Below are 25688 nucleotides of genomic sequence, written 5' to 3' on the forward strand. Positions count from 1 at the left end.
CATGCCAAAGCGCACCGACCTAAAAAGCATTCTCATCATTGGCGCAGGCCCGATCATCATTGGTCAGGCCTGTGAGTTCGATTACTCTGGCGTGCAAGCTTGTAAAGCTCTGCGTGAAGAGGGTTACAAAGTCATCTTGATCAACAGCAACCCTGCCACGATCATGACTGACCCTGCTACTGCAGACGTCACCTACATCGAGCCCATCACTTGGCAAACGGTTGAGAAGATCATTGCCAAAGAGCGCCCAGACGCCATCCTGCCCACCATGGGCGGCCAAACGGCGCTCAACTGCGCGTTGGATTTGTGGCACCACGGCGTGTTGGCCAAGTACAAGGTTGAGCTGATTGGCGCAACCCCAGAGGCCATCGACAAAGCCGAAGACCGCTTGAAGTTCAAAGACGCCATGACCAAGATTGGTCTGGGCTCAGCACGTTCAGGTATTGCGCACAGCATGGAAGAAGCATGGGATGTGCAAAAGAGTTTGGGTTTCCCCACCGTCATTCGCCCCAGCTTCACGCTCGGCGGCACAGGCGGCGGTATTGCCTACAACCCTGAAGAGTTTGAAATCATCTGTAAGCGCGGCTTGGAAGCTTCGCCCACCAACGAGCTGTTGATTGAAGAATCTTTGCTCGGTTGGAAAGAGTATGAGATGGAAGTGGTGCGCGACAAGGCGGACAACTGCATCATCATTTGCTCGATCGAAAACTTGGACCCCATGGGCGTGCACACCGGTGACTCCATCACTGTGGCACCCGCACAAACCTTGACCGACAAGGAATACCAAATTTTGCGTAACGCCTCTTTGGCTGTGTTGCGTGAAATTGGTGTGGACACGGGCGGGTCGAACGTGCAGTTCTCGATCAACCCCAAAGACGGCCGTATGGTCGTCATTGAGATGAACCCACGTGTGTCGCGTTCATCTGCGTTGGCTTCTAAAGCCACAGGTTTCCCGATTGCGAAAGTCGCAGCCAAGTTGGCTGTGGGCTACACACTCGACGAGCTGCGCAACGAAATCACAGGCGGTGCAACGCCAGCTTCGTTTGAGCCATCGATCGACTACGTGGTGACCAAGATCCCACGTTTTGCGTTTGAAAAATTCCCAACCGCTGATAGCCGCTTGACCACCCAAATGAAATCGGTGGGCGAGGTGATGGCCATGGGCCGTACTTTCCAAGAGTCCTTCCAAAAAGCCCTGCGTGGTTTGGAAGTGGGCGTGGATGGCATGAACGAAAAAACCCAAGACCGCGAAGTGCTCGAGAAAGAACTGGGCGAACCTGGTCCCGAGCGCATTTGGTATGTGGGCGATGCATTCGCCATGGGCTTGAGCGTGGACGAGGTGTTTGCCTTGACCAAGATCGACCCTTGGTTTTTGGTGCAAATCGAAGAGATCGTGAAGATCGAACTCGAAGTTGAAACCACCACGCTTGAAGCCATCACGGCCGAAGAATTGCGCGCCTTGAAAAAGAAGGGCTTCTCAGACCGTCGTTTGGCCAAGTTGCTCAAAACCACTGAGCATGTGGTGCGTGCACGTCGCCATGAACTCAATATTCGCCCTGTCTATAAACGCGTGGACACGTGTGCGGCTGAGTTCTCGACCGACACCGCTTACATGTACTCGTGCTACGAAGGTAATGGCAACGCCTTCGGCGTGGGAGACGCCGAGTGCGAAGCTGAACCCACCAACAATAAAAAAATCATGGTGCTTGGCGGCGGTCCTAACCGCATTGGCCAAGGTATTGAGTTTGATTACTGCTGCGTTCACGCTGCGCTCGCCATGCGCGAAGACGGCTATGAAACCATCATGGTCAACTGCAACCCAGAAACTGTGTCGACCGATTACGACACATCCGACCGTTTGTACTTCGAGCCATTGACGCTCGAAGACGTGCTCGAGATCGTCGACAAAGAAAAGCCAACCGGTGTCATCGTTCAATACGGTGGTCAAACGCCTTTGAAGTTGGCGCTCGATTTGGAAGCGGCTGGCGTGCCTATCATCGGCACCAGCCCTGACATGATTGACGCTGCCGAAGACCGTGAGCGTTTCCAAAAGCTGTTGCACGACCTCGGTCTGCGTCAGCCGCCAAACGCCACCGCTCGTACCGAGCCAGAAGCTTTGGAAAAAGCGGCTGCCTTGGGTTACCCCTTGGTCGTTCGCCCAAGCTATGTACTGGGTGGCCGCGCCATGGAAATCGTGCACGAGCAACGCGACCTTGAGCGCTACATGCGCGAAGCGGTCAAGGTGTCGCACGATTCACCTGTATTGCTCGACCGTTTCTTGAATGACGCGATTGAGTGCGATGTCGATTGTTTGCGTGACCCTGAAGGCAAGACCTTCATCGGCGGCGTGATGGAGCACATCGAACAAGCGGGCGTGCACAGCGGTGACTCAGCTTGCTCCTTGCCTCCGTACTCTTTGTCCGAAGCCACAGTGACCGAACTCAAGCGCCAATCTGCCGCGATGGCCGGTGCTTTGAATGTGGTCGGCTTGATGAACGTGCAATTTGCGATTCAACACGTCGACGGCAAAGACGTCATCTACGTGCTCGAAGTCAACCCACGTGCATCTCGCACTGTGCCTTACGTGTCTAAAGCCACAGGCATTCAATTGGCCAAGGTCGCTGCACGTTGCATGGCGGGTCAAACACTCGCGTCGCAAGGCATCACCAAAGAAGTTACACCACCTTACTTCAGCGTGAAAGAAGCGGTGTTCCCGTTCGTGAAGTTCCCAGGCGTTGATACGATTCTTGGTCCAGAGATGAAGTCCACGGGCGAAGTCATGGGCGTTGGCAAAACATTTGGCGAAGCTTTTGTGAAGAGCCAATTGGGTGCAGGCACCAAGCTGCCTCGCCCACGAGATGCTGATGGCCGCTCTACCGGCAAGGTGTTCATCTCGGTGAAGAATAACGACAAGCCACGCGTCATTGAGGTGGCTCGTCAGTTGTCTGCTTTGGGTTTTGAATTGATTGCAACCAAGGGCACAGCGGCATCCATTGTTGAAGCCGGCGTGCCTTGTGATGTGGTGAACAAAGTGACCGAAGGCCGTCCACACATTGTGGATAGCATCAAGAACAACGAAGTGGTGTTGGTCATCAACACCGTGGAAGAGCGTCGCAATGCGATTGCTGATTCACGCCACATTCGCACCTCGGCATTGCTCAACCGTGTGACCACCTTCACCACCATCGCAGGCGCAGAAGCTGCTGTGGAAGGCATGAAGTACATGGACAAGTTGGATGTCATTTCTGTGCAAGAGATGCACGCCCAACTGACCGCCTAAGGACACACGATGAGTACAGTTCCTATTACCAAACGCGGTGCAGAAAAGCTCAAGGATGAGTTGCACAAACTCAAAACTGTTGAGCGTCCCTCTGTGATCGCAGCGATTGCAGAAGCCCGTGCGCAAGGCGACTTGAGCGAGAACGCCGAATACGACGCTGCCAAAGACCGTCAAGGTTTTATCGAAGGCCGCATTCAAGAAATTGAAGGCAAGTTGTCGGTGGCCAAAATCATTGACCCTGCTGAGCTTGACGCTGGCGGACGCGTGGTGTTTGGTGCGACCGTGGCTTTGGAAGAAGAAGAGACCGGTGACAAAGTGACGTATCAAATCGTTGGCGAAGACGAAGCCGATTTGAAGTTTGGCCTCATCAACATCAGCAGCCCAATCGCTCGCGCCTTGATTGGCAAGGAAGAGGGCGATGTGGCCGAAGTGCAAGCGCCCGGTGGTGTGAAGCACTACGAAGTAGTCAAGGTCTCTTACCTCTAAACCCCTCACATGGCGCGGCTGCAAATCTTTTTGGCTGCGCTGTGGTGGGGCAGCCTCACCACCGTGGGTTTCATGGTGGTGCCCATGCTGTTCATGCATATGGAAACACCCGCTATCGCGGGTCAAATGGCTGGCAAATTATTCAGTGCCCAAACATGGTTGGCAGTGGCTTGCGGCATTTTGCTGTTGTTGGCAGCCAAGCGCCAAAACTTAAGTCAAGCCCACGCACCTTCGCCTTGGGTGATTGCGGGCATGTTGTTGGCTTTGTTGATTGAGTTGGCGGTGAAGCCGCACATCATGGCCCGCGATAACTTGGCTTTGTGGCACAACCTAGGCTCTGCGTTTTATGTGTTGCAGTGGGTGTGTGCTGGTAAGGTGCTCTGGGCTTTAAGCCCGATGAAACCAGAGCCTGCCATTGCTGCAGACTCTGCGCAAACCGATTAACCCAGTGTGCGTTTTTTGACCGAAATCTTTTTCGGTTTCGCGCGTTTGACTTGACCGCCAGAGGTCAGGCGTTGGTTGCCCAACACGCGCAAAGTTTTCACTTCGGGGCGCTGGCCGCCACGGCTGCTGTACTTGAGCACTTTCACATCGCGAGGGCCTGCCATGCGGTCTTCGTCGACGGAGCGTTCTTTTTCAGCGCGTGGACGCCACAACACAAACAGCTTGCCGATGTGTTGAATGGGGGCTGCATTGAGTTGGTCGGCCAAAGCCACAAACATAGCTTCGCGTGCTTGGCGGTCGTCGCCCAAGACGCGGATTTTGATGAGGCCATGCGCGTTGAGCGCCATCTCGGCTTCTTTGATCACGGCAGGCGTTAAACCATCGTTGCCAATCATCACGACTGGGTCTAAATGGTGCGCTTCGGCGCGGTGAATTTTGCGTTGAGCAGGTGTGAGTTGTATTGCGGACATGCGGGTATTATCCCCGCTCGCTCAAAGGTATGAATTGAAAGCTAAAACTAAAAGCAAAAAGGTCAATAAAACATGGTTGAACGACCATGTGAACGACACCTACGTCAAGCTGGCCCAAAAAGAGGGCTATCGCGCCCGTGCGGCCTACAAGCTCAAGGAAATTGACGAGCAGCTCAGCCTCGTCAAGCCTGGCAACGTGGTGGTGGATTTGGGTTGTGCCCCCGGGGCTTGGTGTCAATACTTGCGCCGTCGCATGTCGCCCACAGGCGCGGCATCGGGTACTTTGAACGGCACCATCATCGGTTTGGATATCTTGCCCATGGAGCCCGTGGAGGATGTCACCTTCATTCAGGGTGACTTCCGTGAGGAAGATGTATTGGCTCAGCTGGAAGCGGCCTTGCAAGGCCGTATCGTGGATGTGGTGGTGTCAGACATGGCGCCCAACCTCACAGGCATTGAGTCGACCGACGCGACCCGCATTGCCCATTTGATTGAGCTCGCTGTGGACTTCGCGCAGAGACACCTCAAAGATGATGGTGCCTTGGTGGTCAAGCTGTTTCATGGCAGCGGCTACAGCGATTTGGTCAACCTTTTTAAAGGTACGTTTCGCGTGGTCAAGCCCATCAAGCCCAAGGCCAGTCGTGACAAATCAAGTGAAACCTTTTTGGTGGGTATGGGTGTGAAAAGTCGCGTTTCAGCAAATCCTTGATTTTTCTAAGGCTGCTTGCGGTGAATAAAGCGGCCCCTAGTGCTTGAAACGCCTAAAATCGAGCCCATCTCAGTACATCTCGTACTCTTTTTATTTCGGAGCCCACATTGAATAATCAATGGTTCTCAAAAGTCGCTGTTTGGTTGGTCATCGCTTTGGTGATGTTCACCGTGTTCAAACAGTTTGAAACACGCCCAGGCGCAGGCTCTGGTTATCTTGGCTATTCGGACTTCCTCGAAGAAGTTCGCGCCAAGCGGATCAAAACCGCCACCATCCAAGAAGGTCAGGGCGGCACAGAAATCAGCGCGGTCACCAACGACGAGCGCAAGATCCGCACAACGGCCACTTACCTTGACCGTGGTTTGGTGGGCGACCTCATCGCCAACGGCGTGAAGTTTGACGTCAAGCCCCGCGAAGAAGGCTCGCTCCTCATGACCTTGTTGGTCAGCTGGGGCCCCATGTTGCTGTTGATTGGTGTGTGGGTGTACTTCATGCGCCAAATGCAAGGCGGCGGCAAGGGTGGGGCGTTCAGCTTCGGCAAGAGCAAAGCCCGCATGCTGGATGAGAACAACAACCAAGTGACGTTTGCTGACGTGGCAGGTTGCGACGAAGCCAAAGAAGAAGTGAAAGAAGTGGTGGACTTTTTGAAAGACCCACAACGCTTCCAAAAACTGGGTGGTCGTATCCCACGCGGTTTGTTGTTGGTGGGCCCTCCCGGTACTGGTAAAACATTGTTGGCCAAAGGCATTGCTGGCGAAGCTAAAGTGCCGTTCTTCAGCATCTCTGGTTCAGACTTTGTGGAGATGTTTGTAGGCGTGGGCGCAGCGCGCGTGCGCGACATGTTTGAGAACGCCAAAAAGAACGCACCTTGCATCATCTTCATTGACGAGATTGATGCGGTGGGTCGCCAACGTGGCGCCGGTGTAGGCGGCGGTAACGACGAACGTGAACAAACTTTGAACCAAATGTTGGTTGAGATGGATGGTTTCGAAACCAACCTTGGCGTGATCGTGGTGGCTGCCACCAACCGCCCAGACATTTTGGATGCCGCTTTGTTGCGCCCCGGTCGCTTTGACCGCCAGGTGTATGTGACCTTGCCCGATATCCGTGGCCGCGAACAAATCTTGAACGTGCACATGCGCAAAGTGCCAATTGGCCAAGACGTCAACGCCAGCGTGATTGCACGCGGCACACCCGGCATGAGCGGTGCTGACTTGGCCAACTTGTGTAACGAAGCCGCCTTGATGGCCGCACGTCGCAACGCCCGTGTGGTGGAGATGGTCGACTTTGAGAAAGCCAAAGACAAAATCTTGATGGGCCCCGAGCGTAAAAGCATGGTCATGCCCGAAGACGAGCGCCGCAACACGGCGTATCACGAGTCTGGTCACGCATTGATTGGCAAGCTCCTGCCCAAGTGCGACCCTGTGCACAAAGTCACCATCATCCCTCGCGGCCGCGCCTTGGGCGTGACCATGAGCCTGCCCGAGAAAGACCGTTACAGCTACGACAAAGAATACATGTTGAACCAAATCAGCATGCTGTTCGGTGGTCGTATTGCTGAAGAAGTGTTCATGAACCAAATGACCACGGGCGCGAGCAACGACTTTGAGCGTGCCACGTCGATTGCACGTGACATGGTGACGCGCTACGGTATGACCGATGCTTTGGGCCCTATGGTCTATGCAGAGAACGAAGGCGAAGTGTTCTTGGGCCGCTCGGTCACCAAGACCACCAGCATGTCTGAAGCCACCATGCAAAAGGTGGATGTGGAAGTGCGCCGCATCATTGATGAGCAATACAACTTGGCCCGTCGTTTGATTGAATTCAACAGCGACAAGATGCACGCCATGGCCAAAGCTCTGCTCGAATGGGAAACCATCGACAAAGAGCAAATTGACGACATCATGGAAGGCCGCCCACCACGTCCACCAAAAGACTGGACACCACGCACCCCTTCGGGCGGTGACAGCGGCGGCACCCCAGCGGTGCAAGCAGACCCAGCGCCCAGCGCGGCTTAAGCGATTGGGTTGAACCAAGAACGGGGCGCAAGCCCCGTTTTTCATGGAGCACTTATGTTTTGGCAAACCACACGTTTTCGCATTGACCTGAGCCAGCCGCAGGTGATGGGCATTGTCAATGTCACGCCCGACTCTTTCTCTGACGGTGGTCAGCATGCCAACACGCGTGCTGCTTTGGCGCATTGCGAACAGTTACTCAAAGAAGGTGCAAACATCTTGGACATTGGTGGTGAGTCCACCCGTCCTGGCGCGCCTGCGGTGTCACTCGACGATGAGTTAGCGCGGGTGTTGCCCGTGGTGCGCGAAGCGGTGCGTTTGAATGTACCGGTTTCTGTCGATACCTATAAGGCTGAGGTGATGCAAGCTGTGCTGGATGCAGGCGCCGACATCATCAACGATGTGTGGGCTTTGCGTCAGGTCGGCGCGCAGCAAGTGGTGGCTGCGCATGCCCAATGTGGTGTGTGCCTGATGCATATGCATGGCGAGCCACAAACCATGCAAGCCTTGCCCATGCACGGCAGCTCTATTCAGCCGGTGGCTGAGTTTTTGAAAGCCCACGCACAAGGGTTACAAGCCTTGGGCGTCGCACACGAGCGCATTGCCTTAGACCCAGGTGTAGGCTTTGGCAAAACCGTGGCGCAAAACTTTGAACTGCTTGCGCATCAAGACCAATTGTTGGTCTTGGGCTATCCCTTATTGGTCGGCTGGTCGCGTAAGTCATCCATCGGTGCAGTGACAGGCTGTGAGGTGGGGGAGCGTATGGTGCCTAGCGTGGCGGCGGCTCTGCTGGCTGTTGAGCGTGGCGCGCGTATTGTGCGTGTGCACGATGTGGCGCCAACTGTGCAGGCACTCAAGGTTTGGCAAGTCGCGCAAGTTTGAGACAATGCATTCAAATCGATCGCAAACAAAAATAACATCCAAGGCAAACACAATGACACGCAAATATTTCGGCACAGACGGCATTCGCGGCACGGTGGGCCAAGCGCCTATCACCCCTGACTTTGTGTTGCGTTTGGCCCATGCCGTGGGTCGTGTGCTCAAACAAACAGAGGCACACCCGACGGTGTTGATTGGCAAAGACACCCGTATCTCTGGCTACATGTTGGAGTCGGCGCTGGAGTCTGGTTTTAACTCTGCGGGAGTGAATGTGGTGCTGCTCGGTCCCTTGCCAACCCCCGGTGTGGCTTACCTCACTCGCGCCCAACGCGCGAGCCTTGGTGTGGTCATCAGTGCCAGCCACAACCCGTTTGCCGACAATGGCATCAAGTTCTTCAGCGCACAAGGCAACAAGCTCAGCGATGCGTGGGAGTTGGCTGTGGAAGCCGCCTTGGAAGAGGCGCCTGTGTGGGCGGATTCGGCCCACCTCGGCAAGACCAAGCGTTTGGACGATGCGGCGGGCCGTTACATTGAATTTTGTAAGAGCACTTTTTCAAACGACCTCACGCTCAAAGGTTTGAAGGTGGTGGTGGATGCGGCGCACGGTGCGGCGTATCACATCGCACCCAAGGTGTTTCACGAACTGGGCGCCGATGTGATTGCGATTGGCTGCAGCCCTGATGGTTTGAACATCAACCATGAGGTTGGTGCCACGCATCCGGATGCCTTGGTGCGTGCTGTAAAAGCTAACCATGCCGACTTTGGCATTGCACTGGATGGCGACGCCGACCGCTTGCAAATGGTGGATGCCCAAGGCCGCTTGTACAACGGCGATGAGTTGTTGTATTTGATGGCAGACGACCGCTTGGCCAATGACGAAGTGGTGCCGGGTGTGGTGGGAACCCTCATGACCAACATGGCCGTGGAAGTGGCCCTGAAAAAACGTGGTGTGCAGTTTGTGCGTGCCAAGGTGGGTGACCGCTATGTGCTGGAAGAACTGGCCAAACACCATTGGATTTTGGGCGGCGAAGGCTCAGGCCATTTGTTGGCGCTGGACAAGCACACCACAGGTGACGGCTTAGTGAGTGCCTTGCAGATTTTGCAAACCTGCGTGCGCAGCGGCAAGGCCATGGCTGACTTGCTCAAAGATGTGACACTGTTCCCACAGACACTCCTGAACGTGCGCCTGCGCCCAGGCCAAGACTGGCAATCCAATGCGCGCATGAAAGAAGAAGTGCAAAAGGCCGAGGCCGAATTGGGTGACACCGGTCGTGTGCTGATTCGCGCCAGTGGTACTGAGCCGTTGGTGCGTGTGATGGTAGAGGCGCGTGATGAAGCGCAAGCCAACGCATGTGCCAAGCGCATTGCCGACACCTTGTCGGTTTAAGGCTGCGGCAAAAGATTCTGACCTGTGTGTGTGCTTTGTGTCGGGCGGTAGGCCGCGCGCCACAACACAGGCAATAAAACAGCCGTGGTGACGTACAGCGCCAAACTGCCCGTTTGCCAAAACGCAATCGGTGACTGCGGTGTGAGCCAACTCAAACCCGACACATCCAAGCCCACGTCGTAAGCCACCACATAACCTCCCGCAAGACCTAAGCCCCATAGCAAGACGGTATAGGTGATGAGTGGCAGCACGGTAATGTCATAGCAGCGCAGCGTGAACACGCAAAACACTTGCACGGCATCGGCCACGTGGTACAGCATCAACCACAGCAACAAGGTGGCAGACAGCGCGGCGACCTCGGGAGACTGGGTGTAAAACGCAGCAATGGCTTGGTGTTGCCAACCCATCAAACCCGCCAAACTTAGGCTGAGCAATAGCACCAAGCTAAGACCTGTGCGCAGTGCCTGACGCGCACGATGAATTTGCCCAGCACCAATCCAATAGCTCACACGCGAACTGCTGGCGATGGACAGTGACAAGGGAATCATGTAGAGCACAGCCGTCATGTTGGAGACGATTTGATGGCTCGCGGTGGCCACCACGCCCAAGCGCGCGATGAACAAAGACATGAGGGTGAAGGAGGTGACTTCAACGCCAATTGCCAAACCACTTGGCAGCCCCAAGCGCACGAAGCGAAGCAAGGTGGCTGCGTGAGGTTTTTCCATTGGAGCCCAGATGCGGTAGGGCTTGTAAAAGTCTTGTGTACGTAATAGCCAGAGCGCAAGACTCAGCATGAGAAGCGTCACCACCAAGGTCGCCCATGCACATCCTACTAAACCCATGGGCGCTAGCACACCTGGAATGCCTAAAACCAGCACGATGGACAGTGGAATCTTGACCATCAAGGCGCCTACTTGCACCCACGTCACCAGCTTGGGTTTTCCCAAACTTTGATTCAGCGTGCTGTACATGCGAAACAGCAAGGAGGCGGGTAATCCAAAGGCCACGATATTGAGGTAGTCGTGAATTTCGATGCGTAAATCGGCGGGTACTTGCGTCCAATTCAGAAGAAAGTCAGGATTCAACAATGCCCACATGCCAAGGCTGGTTGTGATGGCGCATAGATATAAAGCTTGCCGCAACGAGCGGCCCACCTCTGCGTGGCGCTGAGCGCCATGCAGCTCGGCCCACACAGGCAGCAACGCTTGCAACATGCCCATGAGGGAGATATGCACCGTGACGTAAGTGGCCGATGCCACGGCCAGTGCGGCCAAGGCGGTGTCTGCGAAGTGACCCGCTACCAAGGTGTCGGTGATGCTAAAGGCCATCACGGCCAGCTGTCCGACCATCACGGTGCCAGCGTGCCGCATGATGGTGGCGCGTTCGGTACTCATCGGTGTGTCAGGGGTGACGGCGGTGGTACAGCGTCACATCCTCGTTGTTGTCAGATGGGCGGCGGATGGTGCGAACACGGTTCCATTCATGCAGCCTAACCACACTCGCTAGCTCTGGTCGCAAGTCGTTGTCGACCAATAGCCACGGGCAAGTGCTTTGTTGTTCATTGGAGGTGGTTTCAATGGACTTGATATCAAAGCCGCCGTGGTAGTGAAAGGCGGTCATTTGGCCCACATCTAATCCATAGCTCAGCAAGCAACCTGTGCGTGCTTCATACGCTTCTTGTTTGGCCATCACGCCTTGAATTTGTTGCACCCAAGGTTTGTAGCTGCGCGCAAAGTCCAACAGTGGTAGCCACAAGGTCAGTAGCAATAGCCAGCACAGTGCAGCTCCGCCTGCGGGTAAAACCATGCTTTTCCATAAAGCTTGGCGGTGTTTGGCTGTGCGCCATGTGACAAGCCAAATCCACACCGCAGTAGCAGCCAAGGCCACGATGAATGCCACCCATCCAAAACTGGGTTGGAAGCCTGGGAATAAGCGTTCAACGTTCGCTGCAGGTTGTGCTGGCCAGCCTGTTTGCATGGCAATCCAAATCACCCAAATGATGAAGGCGCATCCCGAGAAAAATAGCAGAGTGAACCAGTCAATCAGCGCGGCCACGCTTCGGCGCAAAGTTGGCAAAGCAAAGGCTGCCAAGGTTGCGAAGGAGGGAAGGGCCAACAGCAATGTTTGTTCCGATGAGCGTGTGACCATGGCCGTGGTGAGGGTCAATGCGGTGAACCACATGGGTAGCACCAAGTGGCGGCTCCAATGCAGTGATGTCCATTGGCGACGCCAGCGCCATAAAGTCCATACGGCCAGTGGCCATGCAGGCCATGTGAACCATGCCACCAAGCGTAGCAAGCTACGCCATTCTTGCCAGTCGTTGTGCAAAGGCATCAAACGCCACTGCCACACATCCAATAGTGTGGCTAAGGCTGCCACAGCCAAGCCCATGAGCAAGAGCCACAGTGCGTGTTGACGGCCTGTTTGGTGTGATGTGCTTTGACGATCTAGCAAGCACAAAAAACCACTGCCGATGGCCATCAAAACAGCAAAGCTAGGTGCGCCGCTCAAACACAAACCAAGCAGCCCAGTGCTCAATGCGCTGAAGCTGTAGCGTGGGTGGTAAGGCAAAGCAGCGACGCCATAAAAAGCAAAGCTCACGAAAGCCAGTTGCATCAAGATGGGGCTTGCCTCATGGGAGAGCAAGGTGAGGCCCAAACACGCAATCAGCGCGAGCACGGCACCATCTGCAATGGTGCGAGCGTAGTCTTTGGGTTGGGCTTCGCCGCCAAAAGCAAAGGGTACGGGCTGGGCTTGGGGACTGAGCGCCAAGTAGTAAACCCCATGCCAAGTGCTCGCTAAGGTCAGCCCCAAGAGACCCGCAAAAGGGATTCGTACGGCAAATCCAGCAGATAGCCAGCTGGGGGCGATTTGAATCGCCCATGCGCCTAACCAATAAGGCAGCAAGGCGTCTAGTTCGGGGGCTTGACCCCAGACGCTGGGGTTGAACCAATCGCTCGCACCCTCAGCCAAGGCCAGCATGTGACCAAATGCCGTGAACTCATTACCTTTCCAAGGTTCACGGCCAAACAAACCGGGCAGCACATAGGCTGCGCAGAACAGCCACAGCGCAACACGCGGCAAGCGGCGCACGGCACTTTGAGGAACGATGGCGGGGGTGGGTTGGGTCACAAGCTTTTTGAATGAAAAAAGGCAGCGCGGAGGGCCGGGCTGCCTTGTTTGAAGTGAGCGCGTGGCTTACTTGGCGATCGTCTTGCCGTACTTGTTGCGGAAGCGCTCGACGCGGCCGCCCATGTTGTCGACAGATTTTTGTGTGCCTGTGTAGAAGGGGTGTGACTCGCTGGTGGTATCCAGCTTGTACAACGGCAATTCGCGGCCGTCTTCCATGGTGATCATCTCTTTTGTGCTGGCGCATGAGCGCGTCACAAATTTGAAACCGTTAGACATATCCATGAAACAGATTTCACGGTAGTTGGGGTGAATGCCTTCTTTCATCGCTTTTCCTTGAGCAGCTGCGGTAGCCACGCCGACCTATTTCGACACACTTTCCGCAAAACGCGTCATTATGCCATGAAAGAGTGGCCTTTTATCGCAAAACACCCAAGGCAAATGGCAGGCTGAGCATGCCTAAAACCGTCGATAAGGTGACCAAGCCCGCCACGAAGGCCCCGTTGTAGCCCATGCGAGCTGCCAAGACATAGCAGCTAGAGGCGGTGGGTAGGGCTGAAAAGGCGAGCAGCACGCTGGTTTGGGTCCTGTCGAGCTCAAACACGCCAGCCAACCACCACGCCAGCAGCGGGGTGAGTAGATGGCGCACAGTCAAAAGACAAATGGCCAAACTTTTTGCTTTCATCAAGTGCCCAAATTGCATGCCTGCACCTGCAGCCATCAATCCCAACGCCAACGACGCAGCGCCAATGCGTTGCAGTGTGGGCTCTGTCCAGCTTGGGATGTGCAAACCGACAATATTGGCGAGCAGCCCCAAACCTGTGGCCAAAATCAACGGGTTGCGAATGAGTTCGCGCCCAAAGCTGCGCTGAGCATGACGGGCCATGGGCCAAACCGCTGCTACGTTGAACAGGGGCACACAGACGCCGATCAACACCGCAATCAATAACAAGGCTTGCGGTCCCGCAATCCGTTCTGCCAATGCCAGGGCGATGAAAGAGTTGAAGCGAAACGCAACCTGCGCACTGGCTGCATGCAAGCGCGTGTCAATGTGTTTGCGCAAAAACGGCAGCTTGGGAATGGCATAGGACATGCCAACGCTGCTCAGCCCCAGTGTCAAGCCCGCCATGATGAGGTGGGAGGCGGCTTGCAAATCCAAAGGCGTGCGCACGATGGAATGAAACAGCAAAACGGGGAAGAGAAAGAAATAAACCAAGTTCTCAACCTGCTCCCAAACGGTGCGATTGAGGGCTGTGTATTTACAAACCAAATAACCACAAAGGATGAGTGAGAAGTCGGGGAAAAGGAGTTGGGCGTAATTCACGGGACAGAGAATACCCTTACTTCAATTCTTGAGTGATCTCAAAGCGTATAGGATTGAAACACGGGTCAATTGGTCGGATCTTTTTAGGAGATACATAAATGCAACGTCGTCATTGGTTTGCTCTTTCCTTGCTTGCCGCGGCTGGCTCTGCCTTTGCGCAAGCTTATCCCTCCAAATCTATTCAGTTGCAAATTCCTTTTGCCCCAGGTGGAACCACAGACATCATTGCACGCACGATTGCAGACCCATTGGGTAAAGCGTTGGGGCAAACGGTGGTGGTCATCAACAAAGCAGGCGGTGGCGGCGTGGTGGGTGCCAACGAAACAGCCAAAGCTGCGCCCGATGGCTATTCGCTAGGCATGGCCACCGTGTCGACCACGGCAGCGAATCCTGCGATCAACAGCAAAATTCCGTACAACCCGTTGACCGACTTCACACCCATCATCAACATTGCGGCGACCCCCAACATCATTGCTGTGCATCCCAATTTCCCCGCGACGGATTACAAGGGCTACATCGCCGAGCTCAAGCGTTCGCCAGGCAAGTATTCATACTCATCATCCGGCACTGGTGGCATTGGTCATTTGCAGATGGAGTTGTACAAAAACTTGAGCGGTACCTTTGTCACGCACATCCCCTATCGCGGTGCAGGACCAGCTTTGAATGACACGGTGGCAGGCCAAGTTCCCATGATTTTTGATAACTTGCCATCGGCGTTGCCCTTTATCAAAGACAACCGCTTGGTGCCAATTGTTGTGGCCGCACCTCAACGCTTGGCCGTGTTGCCTAACGTGCCTACTTTCAAAGAAATAGGCCTAGAACCTGTGAACCGCATGGCGTTTTATGGCATTTACGGCCCCAAGGGTATGCCCAAAGACATCGTGGACAAAATCAATGCCGGCGTACGCAAAGCGCTGGAAGATCCAGCTGTGCGTAAACGCATTGAAGACACGGGTTCGCTCATTGTGGCCAACACGCCCGAGCAATTTACAGCGCAAATCAAAGCCGAGTTTGAAGTTTACAAACGCGTGGTGACGGAACAAAAACTCACCTTGGATTAATCGCATTGACAGGCCTACCGGCGTCTGCACCTGACGCCAACATCGACATCTTCATTGACGCACTTTGGCTAGAGCACGGTTTGGCTGCTAACAGTTTGGCGGCCTATCGGCGAGATTTGAATTTGTTGTCTGCATGGCTGAATGCTCAGGGCACGCATTTACTTGCCGCGCAAGAGTCAGACCTGCAACAGTACTTTGCCCACCGTCATGCTGAGACCAAAGCGACGAGTGCCAACCGCCGTTTGACGGTGTTCAAACGTTTTTACCGTTGGGCCTTGCGCGAGCGCATGTTGGTGGCTGACCCGACGTTGAAATTGCTCACCGCCAAACAACCTGTGCGAGCTCCTAAAAGTTTGACTGAAGCGCAGGTTGAAAGTCTGCTCAACGCGCCCGATGTATCCACAGGCTTAGGCATGCGCGACCGTGCGATGTTGGAGTTGATTTACGCCAGTGGCTTGCGCGTGAGTGAGTTGGTCGACCTTAAGACCCTGCATGTGAGTTTGAACGACGGCGTACTGCGCATCATGGGCAAGGGCAGCAAAGAGCGTTTGGTGCCGTTTGGCGAAGTGGCGCGCGATTGGTTGCAGCGCTACTTGAGTGAGGCGCGCCCCGCATTGCTGGCAGGTCATCAAACCGAAGCTTTGTTTGTGACAGTGCGGGGAAAAAACGCAGGAGAATCCATGACGCGTGCCATGTTTTGGCAGCTCATCAAACGCTATGCCTTGCAAGCGCAAATTCATGTGCCGATTTCACCGCACACCTTGCGCCATGCGTTTGCCACGCATTTGCTGAACCACGGGGCTGATTTGCGGGCGGTGCAAATGTTGTTGGGCCATGCCGATATTTCCACCACCACCATCTACACGCACATTGCGCGTGAACGTTTGAAGAGCCTGCACGGGCAGCACCATCCGCGTGGCTGACTTGCTATCAGCCGCCTAACAAATAGTCCAGCTCTGCCTCGGTAAAGCCCGCACGCTTGCGGGCTTCTTTGTTGAAGGGCGGACGCAGCTTCGGCGCTTCATAACGCTTGGCCAATTCGCTGTAAAAAGCCACTGGGTCTAGGCCGCGCTGCTCGCACAACCAGCGGTACCAGTGGTTGCCAATGGCCACATGGCCAACTTCTTCGCGCAAGATGATGTCCAACAAATCTGCCGCTTGCAAGGCGGCGGGCGTAGCCGCTTTGCGTAGCTTGGTTTGAATCAAGGGCGTGGCATCTAGGCCGCGTGCTTCTAGGGTGCGGGGCACCAGCGCCATGCGGGCCAATACATCGTTGGCTGTTTTTTGGCACATGTGCCACATGCCATCGTGGGCGTCAAAGTCGCCGTAGCGGTGGCCTAGGCTTTGCAAGTGCGTGTGCAGCATCTCAAAGTGTTGCGACTCTTCATAGGCCACGCGCAGCCAGTCGGTGTAGTAGGGCGCAGGCATGTTGGAGAAGCGCCAAACCGCATCCAATGCGAGGTTGATGGCATTGAACTCGATGTGGCACACCGCATGCATCAAGGCTGCCAAGCCCTCGGGCGTGAAGGGTGTACGTGTGGGCACTTGTTGGGCTGGAATCAAGCGTGGCAGTTCAGGGCGGCCAGGCAGTGTTTGGGCAGAATCGTTGACGATGACTTCATTCGTCAATACCACCACATCTTTTTGCTTAGCCCACAGCGACTGCACCGCTTGAACTTTCGCGGCGGGGTCGCATATACAAAGGGCGGTCAATGCTAAGGGGCGTAGGCTCATCCTTACAATTGTAGAAAACCAAAATCGCAGGAGACTTTCATGGCTGTTTACCAACTCGATACGCTGACCCCAGACATTGCCGACTCTGCTTGGGTGGCGGACAACGCCCAAGTGATTGGCGATGTGCACATGGCCGCTGACAGCAGCGTGTGGTTCAGCAGCGTGGTGCGTGGCGACACGGCCACCATCCGCATTGGCGAAGGCACCAACATCCAAGACGGCAGCGTGTTGCACGCTGACGTGGGGATTCCACTCACCATTGGCAAGCATGTGACGGTGGGTCACATGGTTCAGCTGCATGGCTGCACGATTGGCGATGAATCGCTCATTGGCATTGGTGCTGTGGTGTTGAACGGCGCGAAGATTGGTAAGAACTGTTTGGTGGGAGCGGGCTCGCTCGTGACCGAAGGCAAAGAGTTTCCAGATGGCTCCATGATTTTGGGAAGCCCTGCCAAGGTGGTGCGCGAGCTCACGCCTGAGCAAATTGAAGGGTTGCGCCGCAGCGCGCAGCACTATGTGACTAACAAAAACCGCTTCAAAGCGGGTTTAAAGAAAATTGCTTAATGTCTCAACTGCATAAATTTTTGTTCGATGGTTTGCCTGTGCGTGGCATGTTGGTGCAGCTCACCGATGTGTGGCAAGAGGTACTCAAGCGCCGCGCGGCCAACGTGGAAACCGGCCCTTATGCAGAGCCGGTGCGCCACTTGTTGGGGGAGATGACGGCGGCCGCCGTGTTGATGCAATCGAACATCAAATTCAATGGCGCTTTGGTGATGCAAATTTTTGGCGATGGCCCTTTGAAGCTGGCTGTGGTTGAAGTTAACCCCAACCTGAGCTTGCGCGCCACAGCCAAAGTGGTGGGCGAGTTGGGCGAAGCTTCTACCTTTCCTGAGATGGTCAACGTCAACAACGAGGGCAAATGTGCCATCACACTGGACCCACTCAACAAGATGCCCGGCCAACAGGCGTACCAAGGTGTGGTGCCATTGTTTGACGACCAACGCAACAAACTCGACAAGTTCAGCGATGTGTTGCAGCACTACATGCTGCAAAGCGAGCAGCTCGACACCACCTTGGTGCTGGCCGCAAACGACACCACCGCTGCTGGCTTGCTGATTCAGCGTTTGCCCATCAAAGGCGAAGGCAACTTGGCCGCCAAGGCGACTATGGAAGACGAAGATGAAATTGGTCGTAGCGAGGACTACAACCGCATCTCTATCTTGGCCTCAAGTTTGACGTCCGATGAGTTGCTGAATTTGGATGCCGAAACAATTCTGCGTCGCTTGTTCTGGGAAGAAAAACTGGTGCGCTTCGAGCCACTGATACCAAGCTTTGCTTGCTCATGCAGCCGTGAGCGTGTGAGCAACATGATTCGCAGCTTGGGTACCGAAGAGGTGGAAAGCATCTTGGCCGAGCGCGGTGAGGTGGAGGTGGGTTGCGACTTTTGTGGCGAGCAATACCGCTATGACGCTGTGGATGCGGCGCAAATTTTCACCGGCACACCGACACCCCCGCCAGCACCTTCGTCGTTGCAATAAGGCGGTTTAGCCTTTGACGAGGCTGGTGAACAAGCGGTGTTCACAGTCGCCGTCACCGCAGGTCTCACATGGGCCGTTCCAGCGCGTGAGGGTCTCGGGGCGCTCTAGCTGCTTTGCCCAGTCTGGTGCTTGGCGGCCAATGCAAAACAAAGCGTTATCTAAGCGTTGCGCACCCGTGCCGTACACCACTTGGTAAGGCAGGCCAGCTAGGCTTAGCATGTGGCGCACAGCCGCATCAACGGGTTCACGCACATGTGGGCCATCGCGTTGCAAACCATCGCTCACCCAATGCACATCAAGTCCTGTGAGTAGGGTCACGTCATACACCGCCTGATGAGCCATGGACAGAGCATTCAAGCTGTCGTCGTTGAACAGCATTTGGCTGTAGACAGCCGTCATCAACGGGGTGGTGTCTGCAATCACCACGGCATTCACTGGCGCTGCGAGCACCCGTGCAATTTGTGTCTCGGCGATGTGTAACTGTTCGTCTTGGCGAGGCGTGCGCTGCTGGGTGTCGCACCATTCGCGAAGGTATTCATTCACGAGGTGTACTACCAAGCCTGACCTCTGCAACCGTGCGCACAGTGCTTGGGCCAGTTGTGACTTGCCTGTGCTTTCTGCGCCGAGCAGAGCAATCTTCATGCAGCTTCCACTTCGGCGTGCTTGGCCCATGTGCGCCAACCCAGTCCACTGAGTGCAATGAACGCGAGGTAGAGCAGGGTGGTAAGCCATAGACCTTTCCACGCAAATAACCCAGCGGCGACGATGTTGACGATGATCCAAACAGCCCAGTTTTCTAAGCGCTTGTGTGCGAGCAAATATTGGCCGACCAAGCTGAACGCAGTCGGAAAGGCATCCCACCAAGGTACATCGGTATCGGTGAAGTTCAGCAGCACGGCCCCCGTGCTCAGCCAAAGCAAGGTGCCCATCCAAGCCAAGGTGAAGCGCTGGCGCGCAGGCATGCGCGTGACGGGCAAGGGCGCACCTTCCACGCCGCGTAGCCACACCGACCAGCCCCACAAGGCCAAGACGACGAAGAGCACTTGCAGCAGTGCATCGCCATACAGGCGTTGGCTCCAAAACAAAAAGAAATACAGTACCGAGCTGATGGCGGCCAAAGGCCAGCCCCAATGCCACTCGACGATGTTGCACACAATCATCGCGAAGGCCAGCAGCACAGCGATGAGTTCAAGCCAAGAAGTGTCGAGGCCCCAGAGGGTGAATGCGGTCGAGAAAAGGAGTTCGGTCACTTCGCGATTTGCACGAAGACTTCGTTCGGCTTGACCATGCCGATTTCAGAGCGGGCACGCTCTTCGACCATTTCCAGACCGTCTTTGAGGTCGTGGAGTTCAGCGCTCAGGCGGTCGTTGGCCAATTGCGCGGCAGCGTTTTGCTGCTTTTGGTCGTTCAAGGTCTGACGTAGACGCATGACGTCGGGGATGCTGCCGCGACCAAACCACAGCTGGCCCTGCAGCACCAGCAGCAGGGCAATCAGCACGAGGTGGAGTGGTCGAAGCATTCGATTCGTCAGAATGAGTGGCGATTAACGCAAGTTGTAGAAGGCTGAACGGCCTGGGTACACCGCCACGTCACCCAAGTCTTCTTCGATGCGCAAGAGTTGGTTGTACTTGGCCATGCGGTCAGAGCGGCTCATGGAACCAGTTTTGATTTGACCGGCGTTCAAGCCCACAGCGATGTCAGCAATGGTGCTGTCTTCGGTTTCGCCAGAGCGGTGGCTGATGACGGCGGTGTAGCCAGCGCGCTTGGCCATCTCGATGGCTTCAAACGTTTCGGTCAAGGTGCCGATTTGGTTGATCTTGATGAGGATCGAATTGGCGATGCCTTTGTCGATGCCTTCTTTGAAGATCTTGGTGTTGGTCACGAACAAGTCGTCACCCACGATTTGTACTTTCTTGGCCAAGCGGTCGGTCAATACTTTCCAGCCGTCCCAGTCGTTTTCGGCCATGCCGTCTTCGATGCTGATGATGGGGTACTTGTCGCACCATGTGGCGAGCATGTCGGTCCATTGCTGAGCCGTTAATTGCAAACCTTCGCCAGACAAGTGGTACTTGCCGTCTTTGTAGAACTCGCTGGCCGCGCAGTCCAAACCGATGGCGATTTGCTCACCGGCGGTGTAGCCCGCAGCAGCAATTGCGTCCAAGATCATTTGGATGGCGGCTTCGTGGCTGGTGACGTTAGGTGCAAAACCACCTTCGTCGCCCACGGCAATGCTCATGCCTTTGTCGTGGATGATTTTCTTCAAGGCGTGGAACACCTCAGCGCCGTAACGCACGGCTTCGCGGAATGTGGGTGCGCCCACGGGGATGATCATGAACTCTTGCAAGTCCAAGTTGTTGTTGGCGTGTGCGCCACCGTTGATGACGTTCATCATGGGCACTGGCAATTGGTTGCCATTCATGCCACCGAAGTAACGGTACAAAGGCAAGCCAGACTCTTCAGCGGCAGCACGGGCCACAGCCATGGACACAGCCAACAAGGCGTTGGCGCCCAAGCGGCTCTTGTTGTCAGTGCCGTCGAGGTCGATCAAGGTCCTGTCAAGGAAGGCTTGCTCAGAAGCGTCCAAGCCCAAAATGGCTTCAGAGATTTCGGTGTTGATGTGCTCAACTGCTTTCAACACGCCTTTGCCAAGGTAGCGGCTTTTGTCGCCATCGCGCAGTTCAATCGCTTCGCGGCTGCCGGTGGAAGCGCCTGATGGCACAGCAGCACGGCCCATGGTGCCGGACTCCAACAACACATCACATTCCACGGTGGGGTTGCCGCGGCTGTCCAAGATTTCACGGGCGACGATGTCGACGATAGCGCTCATTTGTGTTTTCCTATTTCAAGTTTTTAAAAAGGGTTTGTGGCTGTGTGCGTGGCACTCAGGCCTCAAAGTTGTTTTCTAAGAAGGGGTGTTTTTTGGTCACGGCATCGAGCTCGACCAAAGTTTCCAACAAAGCTTTCATCTTGTTCAGGGGCACAGCATTCGGTCCGTCAGACCAAGCCTCTGAAGGGCATGGATGTGTTTCCATGAACAGGCCAGCCACGCCAGCGGCTACGCCAGCGCGGGCCAACACGGGCACCATCTCGCGAGCGCCACCACTGACTGCGCCTTGACCGCCCGGCTTTTGCACCGAGTGGGTGACGTCAAACACCACCGGCGCGCCAGATTTGCGCATCTCAGCCAAGCTGGTCATGTCGGCTACGAGGTTGTTGTAGCCAAAGCTCACGCCACGTTCGCAGGCCAAGAAGTTGTCTTCGGGCAAGCCAGCTTCGCGAGCGGCGTCGCGGGCTTTGTCGATGACGTTTTTCATGTCCCAAGGAGCCAAGAACTGGCCCTTCTTGATGTTCACCGGTTTGCCCGATTGCGCCACGGCACGGATGAAGTCGGTTTGGCGGCACAAGAAAGCTGGGGTTTGCAACACGTCGACCACGCTGGCCACTGTTTTGACCTGCGACTCGTCATGCACATCGGTCAGGATGGGCAGGTGCAGTTGTCGGCGCACTTCGTCGAGGATCTTCAAGCCCGCATCCATGCCCACACCGCGCTTGGTATTGCCAGACGAGCGGTTGGCTTTGTCGAACGAACCTTTGTAGATCAAAGGAATACCGAGACTCGAGCAGATTTCTTTGAGCTGGCCTGCCACGTCGATGGACATTTCTAAACCTTCGATCGAGCAAGTGCCTGCGATCAAAAAGAAACGTTGGTTCAGGCCAACATCGAATCCGCAAAGTTTCATGGGGTGTCCTGTGTTCTAAAAATTAGGCTTTAGCTTTGTGGTCCAACGCTGCCTTGACGAAGGCGTTGAACAAGGGGTGGCCATCCCATGGGGTCGATTTGAACTCGGGATGGAACTGCACGCCCATGTACCAAGGGTGAACGGTTTGTGGCAGCTCGACGATTTCGGTGAGGTGCTCGCGCTGTGTGAGCGCCGAAATCACCAAGCCCGCTTTGCGCAGGGCGTCGAGGTAGTTCACGTTGGCTTCGTAGCGGTGGCGGTGGCGCTCGGTCACCACGTCGCCGTAAATTTTGTGCGCCAAGGTGCCGGGGGCCACATCAGAGCTTTGTGCGCCCAAGCGCATGGTGCCGCCAAGGTTGGAGTCGGCTGTGCGAGTTTGGATGCTGCCGTCTGCGTCTTTCCACTCGTTGATGAGGGCGATGACGGGGTAAGGGCCGTCTGGCACAAACTCGGTGCTGTTGGCGTCTGTCAGGCCTGCCATATGGCGGGCGTATTCGATGGTGGCCACTTGCATGCCAAGGCAGATGCCCAAGTAAGGCACTTTGTTTTCACGGGCGAATTGGGCCGAAGAAATTTTGCCTTCCACGCCGCGAATACCAAAGCCGCCGGGCACAAGAATAGCGTCGAACTTACCGAGGTCTTTGACGTTCTCGGGTGTGATGAATTCAGAGTCCACGTACTCGATTTTCACGCGTGCATGGTTCTTCATTCCTGCGTGGCGCAGGGCTTCGTTGAGTGACTTGTAGCTGTCAGACAGATCGACGTACTTGCCCACCATCGCGATAGTGACTTCTTCTTTGGGGTTGGCCACTTCGTGGACCAAGTCATCCCAGCGTTGCAAGTTGGCCGGTTTGGCGGTGATGCGCAGCTTGTCGCACACCAAGTTGTCCAGCCCTTGCTCGTGCAACATGCGTGGCACTTTGTAGATGGTGTCCACATCCCACATGGAGATCACACCCGACTCATGCACGTTCGAGAACAGGCTGATTTTTTGGCGTTCTTCTTCGGGAATGGGGCGATCCGCACGGCACAGCAGGGCGTCGGCTTGGATACCGATTTCACGCAGTTTTTGGGCGGTGTGTTGGGTGGGCTTGGTTTTGAGTTCGCCAGCGGCGGCGATCCAAGGTACGTAGCTCAGATGCACAAACGCGGTGTTGTGTGCGCCGAGCTTCAAGCTCATTTGGCGAGCGGCTTCGAGGAAGGGCAGGGACTCGATGTCGCCCACAGTGCCGCCGATTTCAACAATGGCCACATCCACGGCGTCAGGCGTGTCATAGGCTGCGCCACGTTTGACGAACTCTTGAATTTCGTTGGTGATGTGCGGAATGACTTGCACCGTTTTGCCTAGATAGTCGCCGCGGCGCTCTTTGTCGAGCACGCTTTGGTAAATCTGGCCAGTGGTGAAGTTGTTGGCCTTTTTCATGCGCGTCGTGATGAAGCGCTCGTAGTGGCCTAAATCGAGGTCGGTTTCTGCGCCGTCTTCGGTGACGAACACCTCGCCGTGCTGCAGCGGCGACATGGTGCCTGGGTCTACGTTGATGTAGGGGTCCAGCTTGATGAGGGTGACTTTGAGGCCGCGCGACTCAAGCAGGGCGGCGAGTGAGGCGGCTGCAATTCCCTTACCAAGGGAAGAGACAACACCGCCGGTGACGAATACAAATTGGGTCATGCCAGATCGGGAGACTGTCTCCCGGTAGGTGGAAATCGAAATTATAGGCGCTCTGCTACATTGCGAGCCATGTCTGATCTGTCAAATAAACACATTGTTTTGGGTTTGAGTGGTGGCATCGCTTGCTACAAAGCGGCGGAGCTGTGCCGTGCCTTGGTCAAAGCTGGGGCGACGGTACAAGTGGTCATGACGGAGGCTGCGGCCCAGTTCATGACGCCGGTGACCCTGCAAGCTTTGTCTAACCGGCCGGTGTACGTCTCGCAATGGGATGCCCGTGAACCCAACAACATGGCGCACATCAACCTGAGCCGCGAGGCCGACGCCATCGTTGTGGCACCTGCCAGCGCCGACTTCATGGCCAAACTGCTGCATGGTCGCGCCGACGATTTGCTAAGCCTCATGTGCTTGGCCCGTCCGATTGAACGCGTGCCTTTGATTTTGGCTCCTGCGATGAACCGCGAAATGTGGCAGCACCCAGCTACCCAGCGCAACATGGCACAACTCACCGCGGATGGTGCGCATGTCTTAGACGTAGGCCAAGGCGAACAAGCCTGCGGCGAAACGGGCGACGGTCGCATGCTGGAGCCCGAAGAAATTTTGGAAGACCTCATAGCGTTCTTTCAGCCCAAAGTGTTGGCGGGTCAGCATGTGTTGGTCACTGCTGGGCCGACTTACGAGGCGATGGACCCCGTGCGCGGCATCACCAATTTATCGAGCGGCAAGATGGGCTTTTCCATCGCCCGTGCAGCGCGTGAAGCCGGTGCTGAAGTGACTTTGGTTGCAGGCCCCGTGCATCTGCCCACCCCCCGTGGCGTGCAACGTGTGGATGTGCGCTCGGCTTTGGACATGCAAGCGGCAGTTGCCAAGCATGTGGATGCAACTTCGGTGTTCGTGGCGACAGCGGCTGTGGCCGATTGGCGTGTAGCCGATGTGGCTGGACAAAAAATCAAAAAAGATGGCTCGGGTCAGTTACCCCGGCTCAACTTTGTAGAAAACCCAGACATTTTGGCTGGGGTGGCTCAGTCAGCCCGTGCCCAAAGCGGTGCTTTGTATTGCGTGGGTTTTGCGGCTGAAAGCCATGACTTGCATAAGCACACCACCGCCAAACGCGAGCGCAAAGGTGTGCCCCTGTTGGTGGGCAATATTGGCCCTGCCACCTTTGGGTTGGACGACAACGCGTTGTTATTGGTCGATGCGCAAGGTAGCCATGAATTACCGCATGCCAGCAAGCTCACATTGGCGCGCCAGTTGGTGGCTGAGATTTCGCGGCGTTTGAAAGCCGCTTGATATCAGCTGCCCGATTCAACCTCGTGCGTGCTGGCAAGATTCACATTTAAATTTGCAATATCCATTTATTTCATCTGATCAAACAATGAAACTCGACGTCAAAATTCTCGATACCCGCATGGCCGACCAACTGCCGCAATACGCCACGCCTGGCAGCGCTGGCCTTGATTTGCGCGCATGTTTGGATGCGCCCATCACACTAGAGCCCAACGCTTGGCAATTGGTGCCCACGGGCATTGCCATCCACTTGGCTGACCCCGCGTATGCCGCGCTCATCTTGCCGCGCTCGGGTTTGGGTCATAAACACGGCATCGTGTTGGGCAACCTCGTCGGTCTGATTGACAGCGACTACCAAGGTCAACTCATGGTCAGCGCTTGGAACCGCAGCGATGTGGCGTTCACGCTCGAGCCCATGGAGCGCTTGGCTCAGTTGGTCATCGTGCCCGTGGTGCAAGCCCAGTTCAATGTGGTGAATGAATTTGCCGCGCCGACTGAGCGCGGTGAGGGCGGTTACGGTTCGACCGGTAAGAAATAAA

At 55.6% G+C, this 25688-nt stretch carries 25 protein-coding genes; 13 read left to right on the top strand and 12 right to left on the bottom strand.

From position 1 onward, the window contains the following. Position 1: 1 nt before the first annotated feature. Genes carB through C5F52_RS21095 form a run of 3 tightly spaced genes read left to right on the top strand, consistent with a single transcriptional unit; the run spans position 2 to position 4210 of the window. Entirely contained in the window at positions 2–3280 is a 3279-nt protein-coding gene (gene carB / locus C5F52_RS21085) for a carbamoyl-phosphate synthase large subunit (protein ID WP_104800320.1), read from the top strand. 9 nt (positions 3281–3289) lie between these two features. Beyond that, on the top strand, positions 3290–3766 hold the full coding sequence (gene greA / locus C5F52_RS21090) for a transcription elongation factor GreA (RefSeq protein ID WP_104800321.1): 477 nt from the start codon (positions 3290–3292) through the stop codon (positions 3764–3766). Positions 3767–3775: 9 nt separating this feature from the next. Then, entirely contained in the window at positions 3776–4210 is a 435-nt protein-coding gene (locus C5F52_RS21095; protein ID WP_104800322.1) for a DUF4149 domain-containing protein, read from the top strand. Here the strand turns inward: C5F52_RS21095 and C5F52_RS21100 are convergent. Continuing rightward, the gene (locus C5F52_RS21100) at positions 4207–4680 is read right to left on the bottom strand and encodes a YhbY family RNA-binding protein (protein WP_104800323.1); all 474 of its coding nucleotides are present in this window, start codon (positions 4678–4680) and stop codon (positions 4207–4209) included. The genes C5F52_RS21095 and C5F52_RS21100 overlap by 4 nt on opposite strands. Before the next feature lie 34 nt (positions 4681–4714). Here C5F52_RS21100 and C5F52_RS21105 point away from each other — a divergent pair, with 34 nt between their 5' ends. The 4 genes from C5F52_RS21105 (at position 4715) to glmM (ending at position 9670) form a co-directional block, all read left to right on the top strand. Beyond that, the gene (locus C5F52_RS21105; protein WP_104800324.1) at positions 4715–5389 is read left to right on the top strand and encodes an RlmE family RNA methyltransferase; all 675 of its coding nucleotides are present in this window, start codon (positions 4715–4717) and stop codon (positions 5387–5389) included. Between the two features lie 107 nt (positions 5390–5496). Then, positions 5497–7407, top strand: coding sequence for an ATP-dependent zinc metalloprotease FtsH (gene ftsH, locus C5F52_RS21110; RefSeq protein WP_104800325.1), 1911 nt, complete (start codon positions 5497–5499; stop codon positions 7405–7407). Positions 7408–7461: 54 nt separating this feature from the next. Then, positions 7462–8286 carry a dihydropteroate synthase gene (gene folP, locus C5F52_RS21115; RefSeq protein ID WP_104800326.1) on the top strand — a complete coding sequence of 275 codons (825 nt, stop codon included), beginning with the start codon at positions 7462–7464 and terminating at the stop codon, positions 8284–8286. Positions 8287–8338: 52 nt separating this feature from the next. After that, on the top strand, positions 8339–9670 hold the full coding sequence (gene glmM / locus C5F52_RS21120) for a phosphoglucosamine mutase (protein ID WP_104800327.1): 1332 nt from the start codon (positions 8339–8341) through the stop codon (positions 9668–9670). Here the strand turns inward: glmM and C5F52_RS21125 are convergent. The 4 genes from C5F52_RS21125 to C5F52_RS21140 all read right to left on the bottom strand — a co-directional run bounded on the left by C5F52_RS21125 (position 9667) and on the right by C5F52_RS21140 (position 14123). After that, positions 9667–11064, bottom strand: a complete 1398-nt coding sequence (locus C5F52_RS21125; RefSeq protein WP_104800328.1) for an MATE family efflux transporter — start codon at positions 11062–11064, stop codon at positions 9667–9669. The genes glmM and C5F52_RS21125 overlap by 4 nt on opposite strands. Before the next feature lie 7 nt (positions 11065–11071). After that, on the bottom strand, positions 11072–12802 hold the full coding sequence (locus C5F52_RS21130) for a hypothetical protein (protein ID WP_104800329.1): 1731 nt from the start codon (positions 12800–12802) through the stop codon (positions 11072–11074). Between the two features lie 66 nt (positions 12803–12868). Further along, positions 12869–13126, bottom strand: coding sequence for a type B 50S ribosomal protein L31 (locus tag C5F52_RS21135; RefSeq protein WP_104800388.1), 258 nt, complete (start codon positions 13124–13126; stop codon positions 12869–12871). Positions 13127–13217: 91 nt separating this feature from the next. Next, entirely contained in the window at positions 13218–14123 is a 906-nt protein-coding gene (locus C5F52_RS21140) for an AEC family transporter (protein WP_104800330.1), read from the bottom strand. Positions 14124–14221: 98 nt separating this feature from the next. On the opposite strand from C5F52_RS21140, the gene C5F52_RS21145 reads away from it, so the two are divergent. Both C5F52_RS21145 and xerD read left to right on the top strand, forming a co-directional pair. Then, entirely contained in the window at positions 14222–15184 is a 963-nt protein-coding gene (locus C5F52_RS21145) for a tripartite tricarboxylate transporter substrate binding protein BugE (protein ID WP_104800331.1), read from the top strand. Positions 15185–15189: 5 nt separating this feature from the next. Then, entirely contained in the window at positions 15190–16107 is a 918-nt protein-coding gene (gene xerD, locus C5F52_RS21150; RefSeq protein WP_369953659.1) for a site-specific tyrosine recombinase XerD, read from the top strand. A 7-nt stretch (positions 16108–16114) separates the two neighbouring features. Here the strand turns inward: xerD and C5F52_RS21155 are convergent, their stop codons facing one another. Continuing rightward, entirely contained in the window at positions 16115–16918 is an 804-nt protein-coding gene (locus C5F52_RS21155) for a ferritin-like domain-containing protein (RefSeq protein ID WP_104800333.1), read from the bottom strand. 39 nt (positions 16919–16957) lie between these two features. Here C5F52_RS21155 and C5F52_RS21160 point away from each other — a divergent pair, with 39 nt between their 5' ends. Further along, positions 16958–17482 (top strand): gamma carbonic anhydrase family protein, encoded by a 525-nt coding sequence (locus C5F52_RS21160; protein ID WP_104800334.1) that lies wholly within the window; start codon positions 16958–16960, stop codon positions 17480–17482. Then, positions 17482–18456, top strand: a complete 975-nt coding sequence (locus C5F52_RS21165) for an Hsp33 family molecular chaperone HslO (protein ID WP_104800335.1) — start codon at positions 17482–17484, stop codon at positions 18454–18456. Before C5F52_RS21160 ends, C5F52_RS21165 begins: the two co-directional genes overlap by 1 nt. Positions 18457–18462: 6 nt before the next feature. Here the strand turns inward: C5F52_RS21165 and C5F52_RS21170 are convergent, their stop codons facing one another. From C5F52_RS21170 to C5F52_RS21195, 6 genes are read right to left on the bottom strand one after another with little or no spacing between them, the layout of a single operon-like run. Next, positions 18463–19098 (bottom strand): AAA family ATPase, encoded by a 636-nt coding sequence (locus tag C5F52_RS21170; RefSeq protein WP_236657951.1) that lies wholly within the window; start codon positions 19096–19098, stop codon positions 18463–18465. After that, complete coding sequence (pnuC, locus tag C5F52_RS21175; RefSeq protein WP_236657952.1) at positions 19095–19706, bottom strand: nicotinamide riboside transporter PnuC; 612 nt, start codon at positions 19704–19706, stop codon at positions 19095–19097. Before pnuC ends, C5F52_RS21170 begins: the two co-directional genes overlap by 4 nt. Continuing rightward, a complete protein-coding gene (ftsB, locus tag C5F52_RS21180) occupies positions 19703–19975 on the bottom strand; it encodes a cell division protein FtsB (RefSeq protein ID WP_236657953.1) in 273 nt (90 codons plus the stop codon). Before ftsB ends, pnuC begins: the two co-directional genes overlap by 4 nt. A gap of 24 nt (positions 19976–19999) precedes the next feature. Then, positions 20000–21283: a phosphopyruvate hydratase gene (gene eno, locus C5F52_RS21185; RefSeq protein WP_104800338.1), complete on the bottom strand. Its 1284-nt coding sequence runs from the start codon at positions 21281–21283 to the stop codon at positions 20000–20002. Positions 21284–21338: 55 nt separating this feature from the next. After that, positions 21339–22196, bottom strand: a complete 858-nt coding sequence (gene kdsA / locus C5F52_RS21190) for a 3-deoxy-8-phosphooctulonate synthase (protein WP_104800339.1) — start codon at positions 22194–22196, stop codon at positions 21339–21341. Between the two features lie 22 nt (positions 22197–22218). Further along, positions 22219–23865 (bottom strand): CTP synthase, encoded by a 1647-nt coding sequence (locus C5F52_RS21195; protein ID WP_104800340.1) that lies wholly within the window; start codon positions 23863–23865, stop codon positions 22219–22221. 69 nt (positions 23866–23934) lie between these two features. On the opposite strand from C5F52_RS21195, the gene coaBC reads away from it, so the two are divergent. Together coaBC and dut are read left to right on the top strand one after the other, a co-directional pair. Further along, the gene (gene coaBC, locus C5F52_RS21200) at positions 23935–25152 is read left to right on the top strand and encodes a bifunctional phosphopantothenoylcysteine decarboxylase/phosphopantothenate--cysteine ligase CoaBC (protein WP_104800341.1); all 1218 of its coding nucleotides are present in this window, start codon (positions 23935–23937) and stop codon (positions 25150–25152) included. A gap of 85 nt (positions 25153–25237) precedes the next feature. Then, a complete protein-coding gene (gene dut, locus C5F52_RS21205) occupies positions 25238–25687 on the top strand; it encodes a dUTP diphosphatase (RefSeq protein ID WP_104800342.1) in 450 nt (149 codons plus the stop codon). Position 25688 lies beyond the last annotated feature (1 nt).

The sequence above is a fragment of the Limnohabitans sp. TS-CS-82 genome (assembly GCF_002943475.1).